This is a genomic window from Bacillus sp. SRB_8 (assembly GCF_003264205.1).
Taxonomy (GTDB): domain Bacteria; phylum Bacillota; class Bacilli; order Bacillales; family Bacillaceae_G; genus Bacillus_A; species Bacillus_A mycoides.
In genome coordinates this window covers 157,421-175,285 of sequence record NZ_NADT01000008.1, presented here as the reverse complement: position 1 = coordinate 175,285, position 17,865 = coordinate 157,421, and the positions used below count along the sequence as shown (strand labels likewise).

Annotated in this window: 18 protein-coding genes and 1 pseudogene; 15 read left to right on the top strand and 4 right to left on the bottom strand. The window is 34.4% G+C overall.

Translation table 11 applies throughout. The features are described 5' to 3' along the window. Nucleotides 1–20 precede the first annotated feature (20 nt). The 10 genes and pseudogenes from cysT (at nucleotide 21) to B5P40_RS07665 (ending at nucleotide 9,319) form a co-directional block, all read left to right on the top strand. Nucleotides 21–848, top strand: coding sequence for a sulfate ABC transporter permease subunit CysT (gene cysT / locus B5P40_RS07715; protein ID WP_113709059.1), 828 nt, complete (start codon nucleotides 21–23; stop codon nucleotides 846–848). An 11-nt stretch (nucleotides 849–859) separates the two neighbouring features. Then, the gene (gene cysW, locus B5P40_RS07710; protein ID WP_113709058.1) at nucleotides 860–1,717 is read left to right on the top strand and encodes a sulfate ABC transporter permease subunit CysW; all 858 of its coding nucleotides are present in this window, start codon (nucleotides 860–862) and stop codon (nucleotides 1,715–1,717) included. Between the two features lie 12 nt (nucleotides 1,718–1,729). Next, nucleotides 1,730–2,803, top strand: a complete 1,074-nt coding sequence (locus B5P40_RS07705) for a sulfate/molybdate ABC transporter ATP-binding protein (protein WP_113709057.1) — start codon at nucleotides 1,730–1,732, stop codon at nucleotides 2,801–2,803. Nucleotides 2,804–3,049: 246 nt separating this feature from the next. Then, nucleotides 3,050–3,193, top strand: a pseudogene (locus tag B5P40_RS34340) (Wall associated protein); the annotation flags it as partial. Between the two features lie 85 nt (nucleotides 3,194–3,278). Further along, nucleotides 3,279–4,208: a hypothetical protein gene (locus B5P40_RS07695; protein WP_113709056.1), complete on the top strand. Its 930-nt coding sequence runs from the start codon at nucleotides 3,279–3,281 to the stop codon at nucleotides 4,206–4,208. Nucleotides 4,209–4,462: 254 nt separating this feature from the next. Further along, nucleotides 4,463–4,945 (top strand): WapI family immunity protein, encoded by a 483-nt coding sequence (locus B5P40_RS07690; RefSeq protein ID WP_113709055.1) that lies wholly within the window; start codon nucleotides 4,463–4,465, stop codon nucleotides 4,943–4,945. A 110-nt stretch (nucleotides 4,946–5,055) separates the two neighbouring features. After that, nucleotides 5,056–5,904, top strand: a complete 849-nt coding sequence (locus tag B5P40_RS07685) for a hypothetical protein (RefSeq protein WP_113709054.1) — start codon at nucleotides 5,056–5,058, stop codon at nucleotides 5,902–5,904. Between the two features lie 716 nt (nucleotides 5,905–6,620). Further along, a complete protein-coding gene (locus B5P40_RS07675; protein ID WP_206772092.1) occupies nucleotides 6,621–6,800 on the top strand; it encodes a hypothetical protein in 180 nt (59 codons plus the stop codon). A gap of 195 nt (nucleotides 6,801–6,995) precedes the next feature. Further along, entirely contained in the window at nucleotides 6,996–8,102 is a 1,107-nt protein-coding gene (locus tag B5P40_RS07670) for a metallophosphoesterase (RefSeq protein ID WP_113709051.1), read from the top strand. 239 nt (nucleotides 8,103–8,341) lie between these two features. After that, nucleotides 8,342–9,319: an HD domain-containing protein gene (locus B5P40_RS07665; protein WP_113709050.1), complete on the top strand. Its 978-nt coding sequence runs from the start codon at nucleotides 8,342–8,344 to the stop codon at nucleotides 9,317–9,319. A gap of 43 nt (nucleotides 9,320–9,362) precedes the next feature. Here B5P40_RS07665 and B5P40_RS07660 read toward each other — a convergent pair whose 3' ends face one another. Together B5P40_RS07660 and B5P40_RS07655 are read right to left on the bottom strand one after the other, a co-directional pair. After that, nucleotides 9,363–10,487: an anti-sigma factor gene (locus tag B5P40_RS07660; RefSeq protein WP_113709049.1), complete on the bottom strand. Its 1,125-nt coding sequence runs from the start codon at nucleotides 10,485–10,487 to the stop codon at nucleotides 9,363–9,365. Nucleotides 10,488–10,492: 5 nt separating this feature from the next. Continuing rightward, nucleotides 10,493–10,978: an RNA polymerase sigma factor gene (locus B5P40_RS07655; RefSeq protein WP_113709048.1), complete on the bottom strand. Its 486-nt coding sequence runs from the start codon at nucleotides 10,976–10,978 to the stop codon at nucleotides 10,493–10,495. 135 nt (nucleotides 10,979–11,113) lie between these two features. Here B5P40_RS07655 and B5P40_RS07645 point away from each other — a divergent pair, with 135 nt between their 5' ends. Next, on the top strand, nucleotides 11,114–12,016 hold the full coding sequence (locus B5P40_RS07645; RefSeq protein ID WP_113709047.1) for an AraC family transcriptional regulator: 903 nt from the start codon (nucleotides 11,114–11,116) through the stop codon (nucleotides 12,014–12,016). A gap of 162 nt (nucleotides 12,017–12,178) precedes the next feature. On the opposite strand, the gene B5P40_RS07640 is transcribed toward B5P40_RS07645, so the two are convergent. Both B5P40_RS07640 and B5P40_RS07635 read right to left on the bottom strand, forming a co-directional pair. Next, nucleotides 12,179–13,915, bottom strand: coding sequence for an ATP-binding response regulator (locus B5P40_RS07640; protein WP_113709046.1), 1,737 nt, complete (start codon nucleotides 13,913–13,915; stop codon nucleotides 12,179–12,181). Nucleotides 13,916–13,924: 9 nt separating this feature from the next. Further along, nucleotides 13,925–14,629 (bottom strand): response regulator transcription factor, encoded by a 705-nt coding sequence (locus B5P40_RS07635; RefSeq protein WP_113709045.1) that lies wholly within the window; start codon nucleotides 14,627–14,629, stop codon nucleotides 13,925–13,927. A 140-nt stretch (nucleotides 14,630–14,769) separates the two neighbouring features. Between B5P40_RS07635 and B5P40_RS07630 the strand changes: the two genes are divergently transcribed. The 4 genes from B5P40_RS07630 (at nucleotide 14,770) to B5P40_RS07615 (ending at nucleotide 17,815) form a co-directional block, all read left to right on the top strand. After that, nucleotides 14,770–15,618 carry a CPBP family intramembrane glutamic endopeptidase gene (locus B5P40_RS07630; protein ID WP_113709044.1) on the top strand — a complete coding sequence of 283 codons (849 nt, stop codon included), beginning with the start codon at nucleotides 14,770–14,772 and terminating at the stop codon, nucleotides 15,616–15,618. A 1-nt stretch (nucleotide 15,619) separates the two neighbouring features. After that, the gene (locus B5P40_RS07625) at nucleotides 15,620–15,976 is read left to right on the top strand and encodes a hypothetical protein (protein ID WP_113709043.1); all 357 of its coding nucleotides are present in this window, start codon (nucleotides 15,620–15,622) and stop codon (nucleotides 15,974–15,976) included. A gap of 31 nt (nucleotides 15,977–16,007) precedes the next feature. Beyond that, on the top strand, nucleotides 16,008–16,307 hold the full coding sequence (locus B5P40_RS07620; RefSeq protein ID WP_002201425.1) for a DUF2101 family protein: 300 nt from the start codon (nucleotides 16,008–16,010) through the stop codon (nucleotides 16,305–16,307). Between the two features lie 242 nt (nucleotides 16,308–16,549). After that, nucleotides 16,550–17,815 carry a M48 family metallopeptidase gene (locus B5P40_RS07615; RefSeq protein ID WP_113709042.1) on the top strand — a complete coding sequence of 422 codons (1,266 nt, stop codon included), beginning with the start codon at nucleotides 16,550–16,552 and terminating at the stop codon, nucleotides 17,813–17,815. Nucleotides 17,816–17,865 lie beyond the last annotated feature (50 nt).

Below are 17,865 nucleotides of genomic sequence, written 5' to 3'. Positions count from 1 at the left end.
GGGGGATGAGGTGACGTTATATGAGGAAGAAGCGTGTCTTACCAGGGTTTGGATTATCTCTTGGATTTACAATGCTGTATATGAGCTTATTCGTACTTATACCACTTTCTATCGTATTTATTCAAACTTCGCAGCTAGGCTGGAAGAAGTTCGCACAAGTTATAACGAGTGAGCGTGTGTTGCATTCCTATCAAGTAAGTTTCACAACTTCACTTGCAGCGGCAATCGTAAATGCCATTTTTGGTTTATTAATTGCTTGGGTACTCGTTCGCTACACATTTCCAGGGAAGCGGTTATTAGACGGACTAATCGATTTACCATTCGCTCTTCCGACTGCTGTAGCAGGTATTACACTTACGACGCTTTATGCGGAAAATGGCTGGGTTGGAAAAATATTTAGTGTGTTTCATATAAAAGTAGCTTTTACCCAGCTCGGAATTATTGTTGCACTTACGTTTATTGGCTTACCATTTGTCGTCCGAATGGTGCAACCAGTGCTGCAAAGTATTGATAAAGAAGTAGAAGAAGCAGCTTCTAGTTTAGGGGCGTCACGCTTCCAAATATTTGTGAAAATCATTTTGCCAGAAATATTTCCGGCTCTACTTGCTGGTTTTTCACTCGCCTTTGCGCGGGCGTTAGGAGAATATGGATCTGTCGTGTTCATCGCAGGTAATATGCCGATGAAAACAGAAATTGCACCGCTTATGATTATGACAAAACTCGAACAATATGATTATGCAGGCGCAACAGCTGTAGCGGCTGTGATGCTTATTATTTCTCTCCTTTTCCTACTACTTATTAATATGATTCAAACTTGGAGCAGAAGGCATGAACTGAAAAGTGAATAGGAGGGGAGAAAATGGAACCAACATTATTAGAAAAGAAAATAGTAAAAAGCGTATCAGCTAAAAAAGAATCTAAGTTTGTACCAATGCTATTCATTACGATAACAATTTTATTTTTATCTCTCTTTCTATTACTGCCGCTCGTGACAATTTTTATGAAAGCATTTGAACGAGGAGTTGATGTATATATTGCCGCTGTAACAGATCAAGAAGCATTTTTGGCAATTAGGTTAACACTTCTCGTTGCATTAATTGTTGTACCGCTTAATACGATATTCGGAATAGCAGCGGCTTGGCTTATTACGAAGTTTCAGTTTAAAGGAAAGCAATTATTATTATCTCTTATTGAACTGCCGTTTGCTGTATCACCAGTTATCGCAGGATTAGTATTCGTTTTACTTTTCACACCTCGTGCGGCTCTTGGCGGATGGTTATTGGAACACGGGATAAAGCTCATCTTCTCTGTCCCTGGTATTATCATTGCGACGATTTTTGTTACGTTTCCGTTCGTTGCGCGTGAATTAATCCCGGTTATGCAGGCGCAAGGGAAGAGTGAAGAAGAAGCGGCGCTATCACTTGGCGCAAGCGGCTGGAAAATGTTTTGGCGCGTCACATTACCGAATATAAAATGGGGCCTATTATACGGCATGATTTTATGCAATGCCCGCGCCATTGGTGAGTTCGGAGCCGTTTCCGTTGTGTCTGGTCACGTGCGCGGTGTTACAAATACGATGCCGCTTCATATTGAAATTTTGTACAATGAATATCAATTTTCAGCAGCGTTTGCTGTGGCGACTTTAATGTCACTCATCGCAGTTCTTACGCTCGTTATAAAAAACTGGATTGAATGGAGAATAGAAAAACGACAATAAGGGGGGATTGCGATGAGTATTCAAATTCAAAATGTATCAAAACAATATGGTACATTTCAAGCGCTGACAGACATTCATTTGGATATTCCAAAAGGAGAACTTGTTGCTTTATTAGGCCCGTCAGGTTCTGGGAAAACAACGTTATTACGAATTATTGCAGGATTAGAAGAAGCGGATGGAGGCTCCATTTCATTTGATGGGGAAGATTTAACTGATATTCACGTAAAAAACCGGCAAGTCGGTTTCGTCTTCCAGCATTATGCACTTTTTAAACATATGAATGTATTTGAAAATGTCGCTTTCGGTTTAAAAGTAAGAAAGAAAAATGTAAGACCGTCAGCTGAAGTAATAGAAGAAAAAGTAACAGAACTATTGAAACTAGTAAAAATGGATGGTTTCGCAAAACGTTACCCAGCGCAATTATCTGGCGGACAACGACAGCGTATCGCGCTAGCCCGGGCACTTGCAGTAGAACCGAAAATCTTATTGCTAGATGAACCGTTTGGTGCACTTGATGCAAAAGTACGGAAAGAATTGCGAAGATGGCTCCGGAAACTACATGACGAATTTCAAATTACGAGCGTATTCGTAACGCATGACCAAGAAGAAGCGTTAGACGTTGCGGACCGCATCGTTGTAATGAATGAAGGACGTATTGAACAAATGGGAACACCGGAAGAAGTATATGAAAAACCGGCAAGCCCGTTCGTATACGACTTTTTAGGAAACGTGAATTTATTTCACGGCCGCGTTCATAAAGGTAAGCTAAATGTAGGATCAGTGGAGCTAGAAGCACCAGAGCATAAGCACGTTTCAAACGTAGACGGAGTGGGATATGTAAGACCACACCACCTATCAATCGATCGTACGAAACAAAGTATAGATGCCATCCCTGCGAAAGTAACATACTCTCACGCAGTTGGCCCTGTCGTATATGTAGAATTGAAGCGCGACGGAACAGATGAGTATCTAGAAGCAGAAATTAGTAAAGAACAGTTTAGACAGTTAGGCATTCAAACAGGTGAGTTTGTATACGTACATCCGAGAGAAGTGAAAGTGTTTATTCCGGAGGATTTTGTTATTTAATAATAAGGTGCAGTCCCTATATGAGTACGTATAGGGGCTGCATTTTTTTGTTTTTGGGATAAGGATTTTTAGGGAAAAATTGATGCTACTGATCGGTATATTAAGGGGAATAGGTAATGAAGGAAAGTTATTTTATGGGTTTAATTTCTTGTATTTCCATTATTCATTCATCGCAAATAAGATAGATAGTACACCTTGTTTGATGTTTATTCGTATAAGAAAATATTTTAATTCATTTGCGCTAACGTTTTAAACGCGACATTACAAAATGGAAGAAGTAAATCTTGCACATATGATAGTTTTAGAAACCGTATAAGTGTTAAAGTTGTAGAGAATGGAAAAGAAATAAAGTCTGTAACAGCAACATTCAGTGATGGAAATCAGCTTGTATCGATTGTAAAAGTATAAATATAAAGAAGGTTTTCAGGAGTGATAGGAATTAGATTATTATTGATTCATTGGAGGTTTGTTAGTTGTGGGAAAACTAGTATTTAATAAGCGGATGGATTTTTCATATATAGAAGGAGAAATTCTCTGCATTACAACGGGAAACAAACAAGATATTATAATTTTAGTATTGGATAAAAAGGTTACAGAAACTTATTATTATAAAATTATACACGCGTTGAAATCTGGCGTTTTGAAACAATATACTATAGAAAATAATCAATATTTTAACTTCATTCAACCTTTAGGAGAAAATTGGATTTTGGTTAAAAGTTTCGTTGAGAAAAAGGAAGATACAACGGCTACAATTTTTGATAAAAAAGGAAACATCATTGCTTCATATTACTTAGGAAATGGAATAAAATATTTTCAAGTTGATGAAGAAGAACATTTATTGGTTAGGTATAGTGAAGAAGGTATATTTACTTCTGTAGAGGAATTGTTTATTTCAGATGAAGAGTTTGATTCGATAGATTGGGAAAATATATATGATATTAATAAATTTGAAAAGGGCGGATTAGCTATTTTCTCTAAGAATGGCGATTTAATTACTAATGAATTTAATAATTCAATAAAGAGATCTGTCTGTGATTGTACAGCGATACATATACAGAAGACAGGTGATATTTTAATGTCTTACTATAACGAGCAAGGAACGTATTCATTCACACAGATTAATAAAGAACGATGCGAACAAGTTATTCTGTATGAAACAACATTGAATCATACATCACTATATTCAAAAGTACAAAATAATAGTATCTTTGGTGTAGATAACAATCAAATACATGCATATTCACTTGTAAATAAAAAATTAGCAACTCTGTTAACAGTAGATAGCGATGGAAATCCTATTCAATTTGAGTATATTTTTTCAAGGGATCAAACAATATATGCTGTTAAAGGGAAACGAATATTTTGTTGGGAGCAATATGGGATTTTAGAAGAGGGAGAATAAATAGAGAAGTGATTGAGAGAGAGAAAAGCTGATGTAGATTTTTCTCTCTTTTGTACACATTAATTTTTGTTGGCTATAAAAACATAAGGATAAACGCTATACTATCATTATAATTCTAAAGCAAAAAAAGGTCAGACACCTTCATTACCAATAAGAGATTAGATGAACTTATAAATATAAATTTTCCACAATTATACTTTAGATTAGTTATTTATTAGCCAAGCTGTTATACGTATTATAGGGAGGTATAAATAATGGAATGTTTTCATATAGGCGAGCAGGATGATAATTTCATCAAGATTGTTATAACTGACTTTTCAGGTGAAGGAGATAGTTATTTTGGTGGAGCTTATTTCAAAGGAGAATGTGAACTAGGTTGTTCTGGTTTTAAAGTGAAAACGACATCATTTTATTTTGACAATAATGATATATATCACTTTTACAAAGACCTTCAAAAAATATATACCTTGGGATCCGGAACAGTACATTTTAAATCAGAATCAAATGAGTTATCTTTAACTTGTCACTTGGATATTGATACATCTTTCAAAATTTCAGTTAGTTTTAAAGAGCTTGAAGGAGATAGCACGCTAAGTTGTTATATATATGAATTCCATGAATATATACTTAGTATTAAAAGTCAGCTTTCTTCATTTTTAAACACTTTTAAATTTAATGGAAATGAGTCTTGGAGGTTTTTCTGCCGCACCAATCTGGGAGTGGGATTAGGAGAATGAAAGGGTAGTATTTAAAATAATAATTGAGAGCGAGCGTCAAACTTATTAAAAGTATAGAAGTTTGACGCTTATTTTTATGTTTAGAATCAATGAGAGGGTTTTTGATATATATGAAAGATATTGTATGTAAAGAGTTAATAAGTTTTAAGTCTATTGTTGAAGCCTATCAATTTAAAAAAATGAGTTTGGATTATAAACAAAATGTGATTTTACTAGTACAAGATAATACGAATCAACCTTGTATTATTTATTTGGATAAAAATAATGTGAATATAAGTAAATTTAATTTAAACGTAGATATCGATGTTGAATCTGTGCGATGTATGCAACGAATCGGAGAGAAATGGTTACTTATATTTAATTATGAAGATGATAATGCGGTTATTTATAATTCGGACGGAAGTGAACATTGTAAGTTTTATGCCGGAGAAGGGATTCAAGATTGTCAGGTTGATGTGAATGAAGATATATGGGTTAGTTATTGTGATGAAGGGGTTTTCGGAGAGTGCCCAATTGGAGTAAATGGTATAGTTGCTTTTGATTCTACAGGTCAATTGATTTTTGATAGTTATGATCAATATGTAGAAAAATATAATATACCTTATATAGATGATTGTTATGCAATGAACGTTATAGATGGAGACGTTTGGCTCTATTATTATTCAGAATTTCCTTTAGTTCAAATGAAAGATAAAAATTTTCATATGTCGTGGAATGAAATCAATGTAACTAGGGAAATATGGTCGGAAAGTTTTGCGGTTGTTCAAGATAAAGTAGTATTCATTACTCGAGATAAAAAGTTGGTTGTTTATGATTTAAACAATAATCATGTGCATGATATGAATCTTCGTAATGAACTAGGAGAACCGATTCAATTTGTTACTTATTATAGCCGCGGATCTGTTATGTATTTTCAGACGGATGATACGCTGTATTATGTTGAGTTACTTAATACATGAGGGGATAAACGTGAGCGAACGTTTAAAGAGAATTGCAATGTTAAGAGAAAGGATTGTCTTTATACGCAGGGTTTTATCTTTGGTATTCTACAGGTAAACATAATTATAAACAGCAAAATAGGCCAGCCTATAACAAGGAATATGTGAATAAAGCTGCTAGAAAAGCAGGTTAAAATTAGGTCTCAAAGCATTTGTGGGCGTTAGATTAATAGAAAATGCTTATGTTTTGAACAGGCAGTATACAAAGGACATAAACAAACATATAAAAACTAGCGTTAAAATAATAAAAAATCCAGAAAGTGATTTTGGTGAATTTGATGATGAATTTTAATAGTGTAGATAATTTATTTTCGATACTTTTAAAGTATCCAGTACGTATAATTTTAATATGTATTGGAATCGGCTGGATTTTTAAATGTATCAAACAAGGTTTCTTATTTTCAGCCGCACTTATGTTAACGATACTTACACTACTTTTTATTGTTACATTTACAGACATATTAGCGTCTGTTTTAAATGGTATTCCCCTTGCTATACAATATAGTGGTGTAGTATTTTTGATAATACTATCATGTATTATATTTGACTATGAATCTTCTCGTCAGTAAACTACTCACCACTTATCGTTCTTGCAGACTGTTTTTCTATGTAGGTGTGTTGGTATAGCCAGTGGGATTTTATAAAAGAAAAGTAGTTCTTATAATTAAGTGAAAATAATGAAAAATATAGCGAAATCAGCGGTCAAAGGAGCGCTATTCACTGGTAGTAAAGCTGTTGGAGGGATAGGACTGATTCCGGACGCGGCGGTTTTTGTAGATGGATACTATAAGGTGTATAAAAAAGGATATACGGATTATAGACCGAAAAAAACTAATTCTAAGAAAAGGTGGTTTTAATATATCAGTTACAAAAAAATGTCCGATTTAATGCAAGAGGATCACAAATAGCAGGTTACTATAAAGAAAACCTGTAAAAATAACTTTGTGCTGTAGCAGATAAAGCAGCTTATTACGGTCCGTTTGGAATGCTTACTATTTACGTTATTGGCACATAACAAGATATAATAGAAGAAATCAATAAGGAGGCTAGCAGTGAAAAATTTTCGTTATCTCAATATATTCACTATTTTAATTGTATACACACTACTCATGTTTTACATCGGCTGGAACGGATGGGTTTGGCTCAGTACGGTGTTCGGCTGGGAATCTTGGGGATATTACGCTTTCGTAGTTGGCTTCATTTCATATGCGTATATTCTCGTACAAGTGTTTAAATTCCTTCCTTTCCTGCGAACGGTCGGTTCAATTTGGTTTGCGGTTATACAATACGCGCTTATGTTATTGCCGTTAGCCGATATTGCCGTCTTATTATTACAGTTTTCAGTGGAGAAAGAGACGGCAATTATTTGGACAGGAACGGTCGTTTTACTCGTATTCATCTTTATCTTTGCATATGGAGTATTCAACGCATATAGTCCAGTAGTAAGAAAGTACGAAGTGCACATACCGAAAAGAGTAGAAGGGCGTAAAAGTTTACGCATTGCGATGGCCTCTGATATGCATTTCGGTAAACTGTCTGGAGTTGCTCATTTAAAGAGACTCGTTCGTCATGTAAATGAAATGAAACCCGATATTATTTTACTGCCTGGTGATATTATCGACGATCATCCAGGTGTGTTCATTCAAAAAAATATGGGACCAATCATGAAACAGATGAAAGCTCCATTAGGCGTATATGGTGTGTTAGGAAACCATGAATATTACGGCCGAGCTGTTCCTGAGTTTTTACAAGAGATGGATAAGATTGATATTCGTATTCTTTTAGATGAAGTCATTACAATTGAAGATGATTTTTATCTCGTTGGAAGAAGGGATAAAACAGAGCGAGATCGTCAAAGCTTTGAAAATCTAATGAGTACGGTAGATAAATCGCTTCCTGTTATCGCAATGGACCACCAACCATTTGAATTAAAACAAGCAGCGGACGCCGGCGTTGATTTATTATTATCCGGTCACACGCATCGTGGACAAATGGCGCCGAACCATATTGTGACGAGAAGAATGTACGAACTAGACTGGGGATACGCACAAAAAGGTGCATTCCACGCAATTGTTTCTTCTGGATTTGGATTCTGGGGACCACCGCTTAGACTGGGAAGTAGATCTGAGATTGTGCAGGTTGAAGTTACATTTGAATAGGATTGTGAAATAGAGGGCTGAGTGCTCTCTATTTTTTAAAATGAAAAAAGGCTCCATATAAGGAGCGCTCAATAAAAACAAATGAATTAAAACAAATAACAGACATTTATAATATATATAAATAAACGTAAAATCAATATATTTTTAATTATAGATATATAAGAGCGGAATGTCCGTATTTACTCTCCTTGGAAAAAGAGATACTATAAGAAGACTCTGCTTGAAAAGGGGGATTTTAAGTGATCATATTAGATGTCATATACGGTGAGTTTAAAGTAGATAAAGTGTTAGAAGAATTAATTTTAAGTAAACCTGTGCAAAGGCTGAAAGGGGTTCATCAGGCCGGAGCAAGTTACTTAATGAATGAGAAATGGAATGTAACGCGCTTTGATCATTCAGTTGGTGCTATGTTGTTAATTAAAAAACTTGGTGGTTCAGTAGAAGAACAGATTGCTGGCTTACTACATGATGTATCGCATACTGCTTTTTCCCATGTGATCGATTACGTTTTTGATAACGAAAACGAAAGTTATCATGAAGAAATATTTAGTTCTGTCGTGAAAAACTCGGAAATCCCGGCGATTCTTTCAAAACATGGTTATAACTATGAAGATATTTTGTTAGATGATTCGAAGTGGACATTACTTGAAAAATCTGCGCCAGAATTATGTGCAGACCGAGTGGATTACACATTACGGGATATGTTTACATATGGATATATTTCTTTAGAAGAAGCTCAAGACTTTTTAAATGATTTAATCGAAGTTAATGGGAAAATGGTTCTTCAAAATATTGAAATTGCAGAATGGTTTACGAAGACGTATTACAAAGAAGTAATTGATTTCTTTATGAAACCAATGAATATTTATGGAAACGATATGTTAGCTAAAACGTTAAAATTAGCTCTTCATAAAAAGGTTATTCATGCAGATGATTTTCTTCTTGAAGATCATGAACTTATAGTGAAATTGCAGCAATGTAACGATCAGGAAATACATGCTTTATTAAGCAAGGTTCATCCAAATGTAAAAGTAAAAGAAGATGGAAACGATTATGATTTATATCAGAAAAATAAAGTACGCCTTATTGATCCGCCGTTACTTCATAAGGGTGAAGTTGTTCAATCGTCTGTTGTGTCAGAAAATATAGGCCAGATGAGAGATGTCGCTTATGAAAAAGCGGTGAAAGGGATGTATGTGAAAGTGATTTCGAATTAAAAAAGAAGTAGCGCACCGTTTCTAAAGCGCTACTTCTTTTTTATTAATGATCAAACCAATTCCAAACCTCAATATCTCCAAGAGTAGCATAACGTATGTGAGGGGAGTTTTGTAATTTTAATAACTCTTTCGACGGTCCAGTAATGACAATGCCGTATACTTTTACGCCGTTATCTTTTACATATTTATAACGTTTATCTAAGTTTAGTTCGCTTTCAGGAAGCATAGCAACTGTACTTACAGTTTTTTTATGTGTAGAAAGAATACGCATCATTTCAATTACTTTGTCTTCTTGCGTTTTCTGTTTTTCTGTTTCATCATCAAGGAATCCTATATGTTCTGGAAATCCTATAAAGTCGCTTCCAGATAGTATGAAATCTTCTTCATTTATTCTTTCTTGTCCTGTGTCTAAAGCGTACCATACAGGAGTTGGAGGGAGTTCTTGTGCTTCAAATACGCTATATAAAAGTGGTTCTAATTCTTTTAAAGTGTAAGCTTTGTCAAAAGAAATTGCTACTTCTGCAACTGTTCCCTCATGTACCTTTGCAAGTGTATCCCAAACCTTTTTAGATGCTTCTTTCAAATAATCACCTTGTTTTATTTTTGGATGAACAAAGTGGATGTTCGGCTGATAGTGCATATTCACCCAAGATTTATTTGTGATATTTAAAGAAGATAAGAAGCTGCTCGTTTCTATTGTACCGAGTGGCATTTCTTTTTTACCAATCGTTTTTACTAAATCAAATTGGCTGTTTGTTCGAAAGAAAGCTTCTACACTTGTTCCGCCGCCCATAACGCGGCTGTTTGGGATAGTTGCTTCAAGTGCAAGAGAAGGAACATCTCGTATTTCTTTTAGTCGTTTATCATTATCAGCTTGAAAATAAAAGGCAGATAATACTCCGCCAATCATATATATAACGAGGCAAATTGCTAGTATAAAGCCAAGCGTTTGTAACCGATGTTTCCACTTAATTCTCCAAAAAGGAACTTTAAGATCTTTTGGCGGTAATTTTTTCTTTACGGGTTCACTCTTCGCAAGCAATTCATCTAAATGAGCTTCACATTCTGCACAAGTTTCTATATGACTTTCTAACTTTTCTTGTTCGTCATGTGTGAGTGTACCGTTTTCATATTTTTCCCATAGTTTTTTAAACTCTGCACAAACCATCTGCATCACTCCTTTATGCTTTTTGCTGCTTTTCGTCCTCGGTGTAATTCAATTTTTACTTTTGCTAACGAGAGACCAGTCATTTCTGCTATTTCCTTATAAGAGAATCCATAGTAATCTCGTAGTAGTAACACATTTCGTCTTTCGAGCGGAAGAGAGGATATACTTTGTAACCAACTAGCAATCTCATGTTTTACGAAATAAGAGTGTTCTGTACTTGGCACGTTTGGTAAATGGAATTCTTCAATTTGCGTTGTTTTATACTTCTTTTCTTTTCGGTACCAATCGATAAAGGCGTTGTAGGCGATTGGAAATAACCACGGCCTAATTTCTTCTCCTTTATAATAATCAATGTGGACGAGCATTCGGTAAAACGTTTCCTGCATGAGATCTTCAGCATAGTGAGAATCTCCGGTTAGGGAGAGAAGATAGCGAAATAAATCATGCATGTGCTCTGAGTAAATTTCTTCTAATGATTGTTTGCGTTTCACTAATTTCCCTCCCTTCATACATAACAACGAAATACATATAAAAAAGTTACAATTTTTATGGAATTATAGTAAAAAACGTCAAGAATTGGATAGGATTCTCTTTTATCATAATACATATAAGGCGGGTGAACAGAGATGGAAAGCTATGAAACACAAATTCAAAGGTCAATTGATTATATTGAGGAAGATGTAATGGAAAAACAAACGCTGCGTAATTTAGCACGTGTTGCAGGTTTTTCTGAGTCGCATTTTCATCGTGTATTCCAGGCGTTAGTAGGCGATACAGTAATGGAGTATGTTCGAAAGAGGAGGTTAGCCCGGGCAGCTTATCAACTTTCTCATACGGATGAAAAAGTTATTGATATCGCATTTGAGCATGGCTTTCAATCTCACGAAACGTTCACGAGAGCCTTTAAAAAATTATTTCAAATGACACCGAGTGAATATCGAAAACAAGAAATAGAAACACCGATGTATTACAGAGTGAATGTAAAACAAAGAAAATTAAATCCGTATTTAGGGGGCATACAAATGGAATATCGTATTGTAAATAAACCAGAATTTTTAATGGCAGGTTATGAACTGAAGACGACAAGTAAAGAAGGGAAAAACCATCAAGACATTCCAGCATTTTGGCAAGAATATTTACAAAAAGATCTTGGAACGACAATTCCGAATCGTAAAGATACGAGTCAATGGGTAGAGCTTGGATTATGTACTGATTTTAATTTAGAAACAGGGGACTTCACTTATATTATCGGAATGGAAGTTACAGACTTTGAAAATGTACCAAATGAAATTGCAAAGCGTACATTCCCATCCGCAACGTATGCCGTATTTACAACGCCGAAAGTTCCTCATGAAGAAATGGTATCGTCTATTCACCAAACGTGGAATGCAGTATTCTCAGAATGGTTCCCGCATTCAGGATATGAACATTGCGGAGTTACAGAGTTTGAACAGTACGATGAGCGTTGCCATGCAGATAAGAGTGAGTTTGCTCAAGTAGAGCTTTGGATACCGGTGAAGAAAAAATAATAGAAAAGAGACCGTCCTAAAAATATTTTGGGACGGTCTCTTTTATTAATAAATTGCTAATATTGTTTGTAGTTAAGTCGATATAATTTCATGTACTGTTACGTTCTTGCTTAATAAAAAATAACTCCAAAATTAATTGTACATTTTGGAGTTATTTGGCGTTTACAATGGAAATACAAGTATAATCGTCGTTCCTTGTCCAAGCTCACTATCAATGGAAATCGTTCCGTTATGGGCATGAACGAGCTGTTTTGTAATGGCGAGACCAAGTCCAGTTCCGATGTTGCTTTCTTCTGTATTCGTTCCTCTGTAATATCGCTCGAATAGAAGTTCTTTCGTTTTATCATCCATACCTTTTCCGTTATCTGAAATAGATAGTGTAAAGAAGTTAGCATTTTGCGAAAGTTTTACGATTACGTTTGTCGTTTCATTATTATGTTTTACAGCGTTTGCTAATAAGTTTTCGATAATACGCTGGAACCATTTTTCTTCAATAAAATATTGGATTTTGCTTGAACTTGGCACGAATTCAATGTTTTGATTTTGTAGTGTCGGGTTATTAATAAATTGTAACAGTACTTTTCGGACGAACTGATTAATTTCAACATTTACGTGTTGCGCAGGAAGAGTATCATTTTTTAATTGATATGTTAAGCTTAAGTCGTCAATTAATGTAGTCATATATTGAGATTTTTCTTTCATTACATGGCCGAATTGTTGAATGTCTTGATCAGTCCAATTATATTGCTTCGATTCTAGTAATAATGCATAGCCGTATATAGAGCTAAGCGGTGTTTTTAGATCATGCGTCAGGCCGGTAATCCACTCTTCACGTGTTTGTTGCAAAACTTTTCTCATTGCATCGTTCTTTTTCAAAGTAATAGAAAGGTGCTCTAGTGAGTTTGTAACATCTTTAAATATGCGGAACGACCATTTTTCTTTACCGGAGCGCCGGAACCGAACAGGTTTGCCTTTTTTACTAACAGGTTCTTCATATTTTCCTCCGGCTATGTTTTTAAGCCAGCGCATCGTGTGTAATAAAGGCTTTCCAAACTTATTTCCATACCAAATTGAAAGAATGACTAAATAAACAAACACAATAAGGAGGATTAAGCTGCATCCGATTAGAAGTTTCTTGGTAAATACATCATCTAATACATCATCTGGATAATAATGAGCATTTGGGGCGGATACAACGACGAGATGACCGCTATTTGAATCGTAAAAACTAGATGTATTTTCTTTATAATTCCACGGTTCTTTTTCATTAAGAGCCGTTTTTATAGCCGAAAATGTTTTTTTCTTCCCAGTCGGATAGGAAAAAACTTCTTCGCCATTGTTATTAAATATTTGCAGTGTTGCTTTTTCTTTAGACATTAATTGCTTTTCTTGTTCAGTTAATGCAAATTCATTTAATGATAAAGAAGGATGTCCTTGTTGTATCGTTTTTAGTAATGCATTACTTTTTAGTTTGGCACCGTAAATAACGATCACTGGTTTCTTTTCTAATTTAATTTCCCAATAGTTAAATTTATAAATATTATTGCTGCTATTCTGTAAATACGTAAGTAAGGATGTCTTTGTGTAAGAGGTAGGAACATCGTTAGGCGTATTAAAGTTGTAAAGGACCTTTCCATCTTCATCTACAATTTGAAGCCAATCACTCTTTTCTGTTATTAAATCTTTTACCTCAGATTTTAAAGTAATGTTATTGTCTTCAGAAGAAATATATTCGGAGATTGTAAAGGTATCATAATCAGAAATATTAGGTTCATATAAAGTACTATTAAGAAGAAAAATTAAATAAGAAAAAGAAGCAACTACTGCGATAAGTAACGTAACTAAGACAAAAACGTGTTGTAAGATAAACTGGATTATAAGTCTCTTATTAAAATTCATATCTTTAACCTACTTTGTAATGAACTTATAGCCAAGTCCACGAACTGTTTTTATGTATTCTGGTTTACTTGGATCTTGTTCAATTTTTTCACGTAGTTTTCGAATGTGAACCATAACAGTATTATCATCTCCATTATAGGCAGGTGCTCCCCAAACTTTTTCGTATATTTCTTCTTTCGAAAATACGTAGTTCGGATTCTCGCAAAAGAAGAGTAGTAGTTGAAACAGTTGGGCGGAACATTCGACAACGTGTCCATTTACTGTAAGTTCTGCGGAATGTTGATCAATTTCAAATCTCCCAAATGAAATGGAGTGTGCGTTTTGTTCGTGTGGTACTGTTTGTTTCATATGTCTTCGAAGTTGTGCTTTCATACGAGCTACGACTTCTAATGGATTAAATGGCTTCGTAATATAATCATCTGCACCGTATGAAAATCCAGATATTTTATCTAAATCAGATGCCTTCGCTGATAGGAAGAAAATCGGACAATCTGTTTGTTGGCGAATAATCGGACAAATATCAAAACCAGATTGTCCAGGAAGCATGACATCTAAAATAATTAAATCGTAATTGTTTTGCTTGGTGAGAGATAAAGCTAATTCAGCTGATGTTGCAGTTGTAATATGAGAAAAACCTTCTTTTTCAAGAATGGTAGTTAGTAGTTGTAAAATTGCTGTTTCATCATCGACGAGTAATATATTTGCTTGATACATAAGAATCCCCCTTAATTTTCTCGAATATCATATCATCTTTTTGTAACATATGGAATTTTTAAGGAAAATTTAAGGTTTTCTTTCACAAAAAATTAAGATTCAAATGATATGATAAAAGTAACATAGGGGAGGAGATGAGTGTGAATCCGTTTCAAACGATGCGAGCTAGATATTTTTTAATTGTATTTGCATTATTAATTTTAGTAGCACGAAATAGTAATGAATTGCTAGAAAATACATTTCATATACAAAATTATTCTTTTATAAATATTTTTATATTTTATATTCTTCCAATAATATGGCTGTTTTACGGATATAGAAAGCATCGTGTTTCATTTTCATTATTTATTAATAGAAACGAAACATTTAACCTAGTGCAAGTTTTGTACATCGCGATTATGCTATGTATTTTTAGTTACGGCTATCTTATTTTGTATATGTACAGCTTTGCATGGATTACACCAGATTTTATTATGAATGCCTTGCATGAACCGATTATAGATAGTACCGGAGGATATGTATATCAATTTATCATGGTTGTATTTATCGCGCCTATTGTCGGAGAATTTGTTTTTCGAGGATTTTTACTTCAGCGTTTTGCAGCAAAATGGGGAACGAGTATAGCGATGATTGCAGTGGCACTTTTATTTGCGATATTACATGTCGATTTTCTCGGTGCCGCCGTATTTAGTATCGTATTATCAATCGTATATATTCGTACGAAAAGCTTACTCATGCCAATTGTGATACATATGTTAAACAATACATTTGTACTCTGTGCATCTTTCCTAGTAAGTAGAGGAAAGATCATGAGTTTTGCAGATTTCTCAAACTATACGACGTTCTTTCCAGGACTTATTATTTTTATAACAGGATTAAATTTAGTACTCATTTTTTTATTTGTTAACCGCAAATACTGGAGTAAAGAAGTGCCAGTTATATATGCAGAGCAGGTAAAGAGTTTTGCAGATGTAGTGGGAGATAAATGAGATGAAGAAGACGTTTGAGAAAATATTGAAAGATATTATAGATGCTACGTCTATTACTGATATGTGTGATAAAAGCTTTTGTAATTGGATTCAACCTGTAGTAGATACAATTGTGTTTCCAGAGTATTACTTGTTTTCTAGTACTCATTTAAAAGAAAATATTATTTCTCTTCTTATTGTGTTAGGGATTTTAATAATATTCGGTCTAATTTTAGAAGCAATGATGAAGCGCATCTTCAGAAAAAATGAAGAGAAGTATGTGTGGGTTCATAAAGTATTCGCGAAAGTAATGGGGGCTTTCCTTTTGTTTTATGGTATGAAAACAATCATTTACTTTATAGCTTTGAAACATCATTAATTCTAAATTTGAAAGGAATGTATAAAATTATATGAATGAAACAATATCATCAAATAAGTTTTTTTATTTGATTTTACTTAGCATAGTGCTAATAACGACAGTAAATGTTATTCTCCGCTGGGAGGAAGCCTACTTTTTCATGTATTTAGCGCTCCATTTATTAGGGGTTTTATGTATAAGTGGTGGCATGGTTACTGAAAAAAAGAGTGACGAAAGTGTTAACTATATGTGTGTGATCGGTCTTGTTTTACTTTTAGCTGTACAAGGTATTATGAAATATAGTTCTTTTTCTGTACAAGATTTCAGTTTGTTAATAGATGTACTGCCTTAAGAAGGATTTTAAGGGTTATGAATATATAGGATATGTAAAAGGAGCTTGTTTGTAAGTACATTTCTTATACCAGATTATGAGCCGAAGAAAATATTTGAAAATAGGTGAAACTCTTCTTGTAATAGAAGAGTTTTTTTATGTAAATTGAACGGGCTAGAACAATTCTCACGATTAGCTTGTTCTAATTTTGAAAGTACGAACTTACAATAATAATAGACAGGCAGCATAGAGGAGGGAATAGCGTGAGGAAAGTTATTGGGTGGTCGCTTTTTTTGTACGTTGGGTTTGCGTTACTTATATATTGGTATTTATTTGGATGGAATCATGAACTCATTCCGGACATGTATAAAGGAACGAGTGCAGATCCAGAAACCTTTATGAATGCGAGGGAGCTTACGCTAAGTCAAGATTATTCGCGTGTGAAAAATTTACTGTTCTTTTTAGCGACGCCTCTTGAATGGATTATTTTATTATTTGTACTCGTGCTCGGTATTTCAAAAAAGTTTGAGAAATGGTCGAAGGAAACGACCAAAATAAATGTCTTACAAGTTGCGATTTATTTCTTTTATTTATCACTACTAACAACAGTTCTTGCATTACCGATGCAATGGATCGGGCGTAAAGTGTCCGTTGATTACGGCATTTCCACGCAAAGTACACAAAGCTGGATAAAAGATCATGTTATCGATTTTTGGGTGAATTATGCGACTATGTTACTCATTGTTACGGTTTTGTTATGGCTCATCCGTAAATTCCCGAAGAGATGGTGGCTAGCAGGATGGGCGCTCTCTGTTCCGTTTACGCTTTTCTTAACGTTTGTGCAACCTGTTGTAATTGATCCACTTTATAATGATTTTTCAACGCTGAAAAATAAGGAATTAGAAACGAAAATTTTAGCGATCGCAGATAAAGCTGATATTCCATCTGAACATGTATATGAAGTAAATATGTCGGAAAAAACGAATGCGTTAAATGCATATGTAACAGGAATTGGAAAAAACCTTCGTATTGTAATGTGGGATACAACACTTCAGCAATTAAAAGATAAAGAGATTTTATTTATTATGGCCCATGAAATGGGACATTACGTAATGAAACATATATATTGGGGCGTTGCGAGTTATATTTTCATATCGTTTATAGGTATGTATTTAATTAGTCGTATTTTAAATATGTGTATTCGAAAATGGGGAGATACGCTGCAAATTCCAAAATTAGCATGTTTCTCAATTTTACCTTTATTTTTCTTAATTTCCTCTTTATTATCTTTTGCAGCACAACCAGCAACAAACTACGTTTCTCGTATAGAAGAACGAGCGGCAGATCAATACGCTTTAGATATGACGAAAGATGGAAATTCAGGTGTGAAAACTTTTCAATACTTATCAAAAACAAGTTTAAGCCAAGTAAATCCACCTGCGTTAGTAAAGTTTTTCTTATATACACATCCACCAATTTTCGAAAGAATTCATACGTTTGAACAATATGAAAAAGAGAAGAAGCAGTAGTGTACTGCTTCTTTTTATTGTGGATGATTCGAGTTTTGGAAAATTATAGT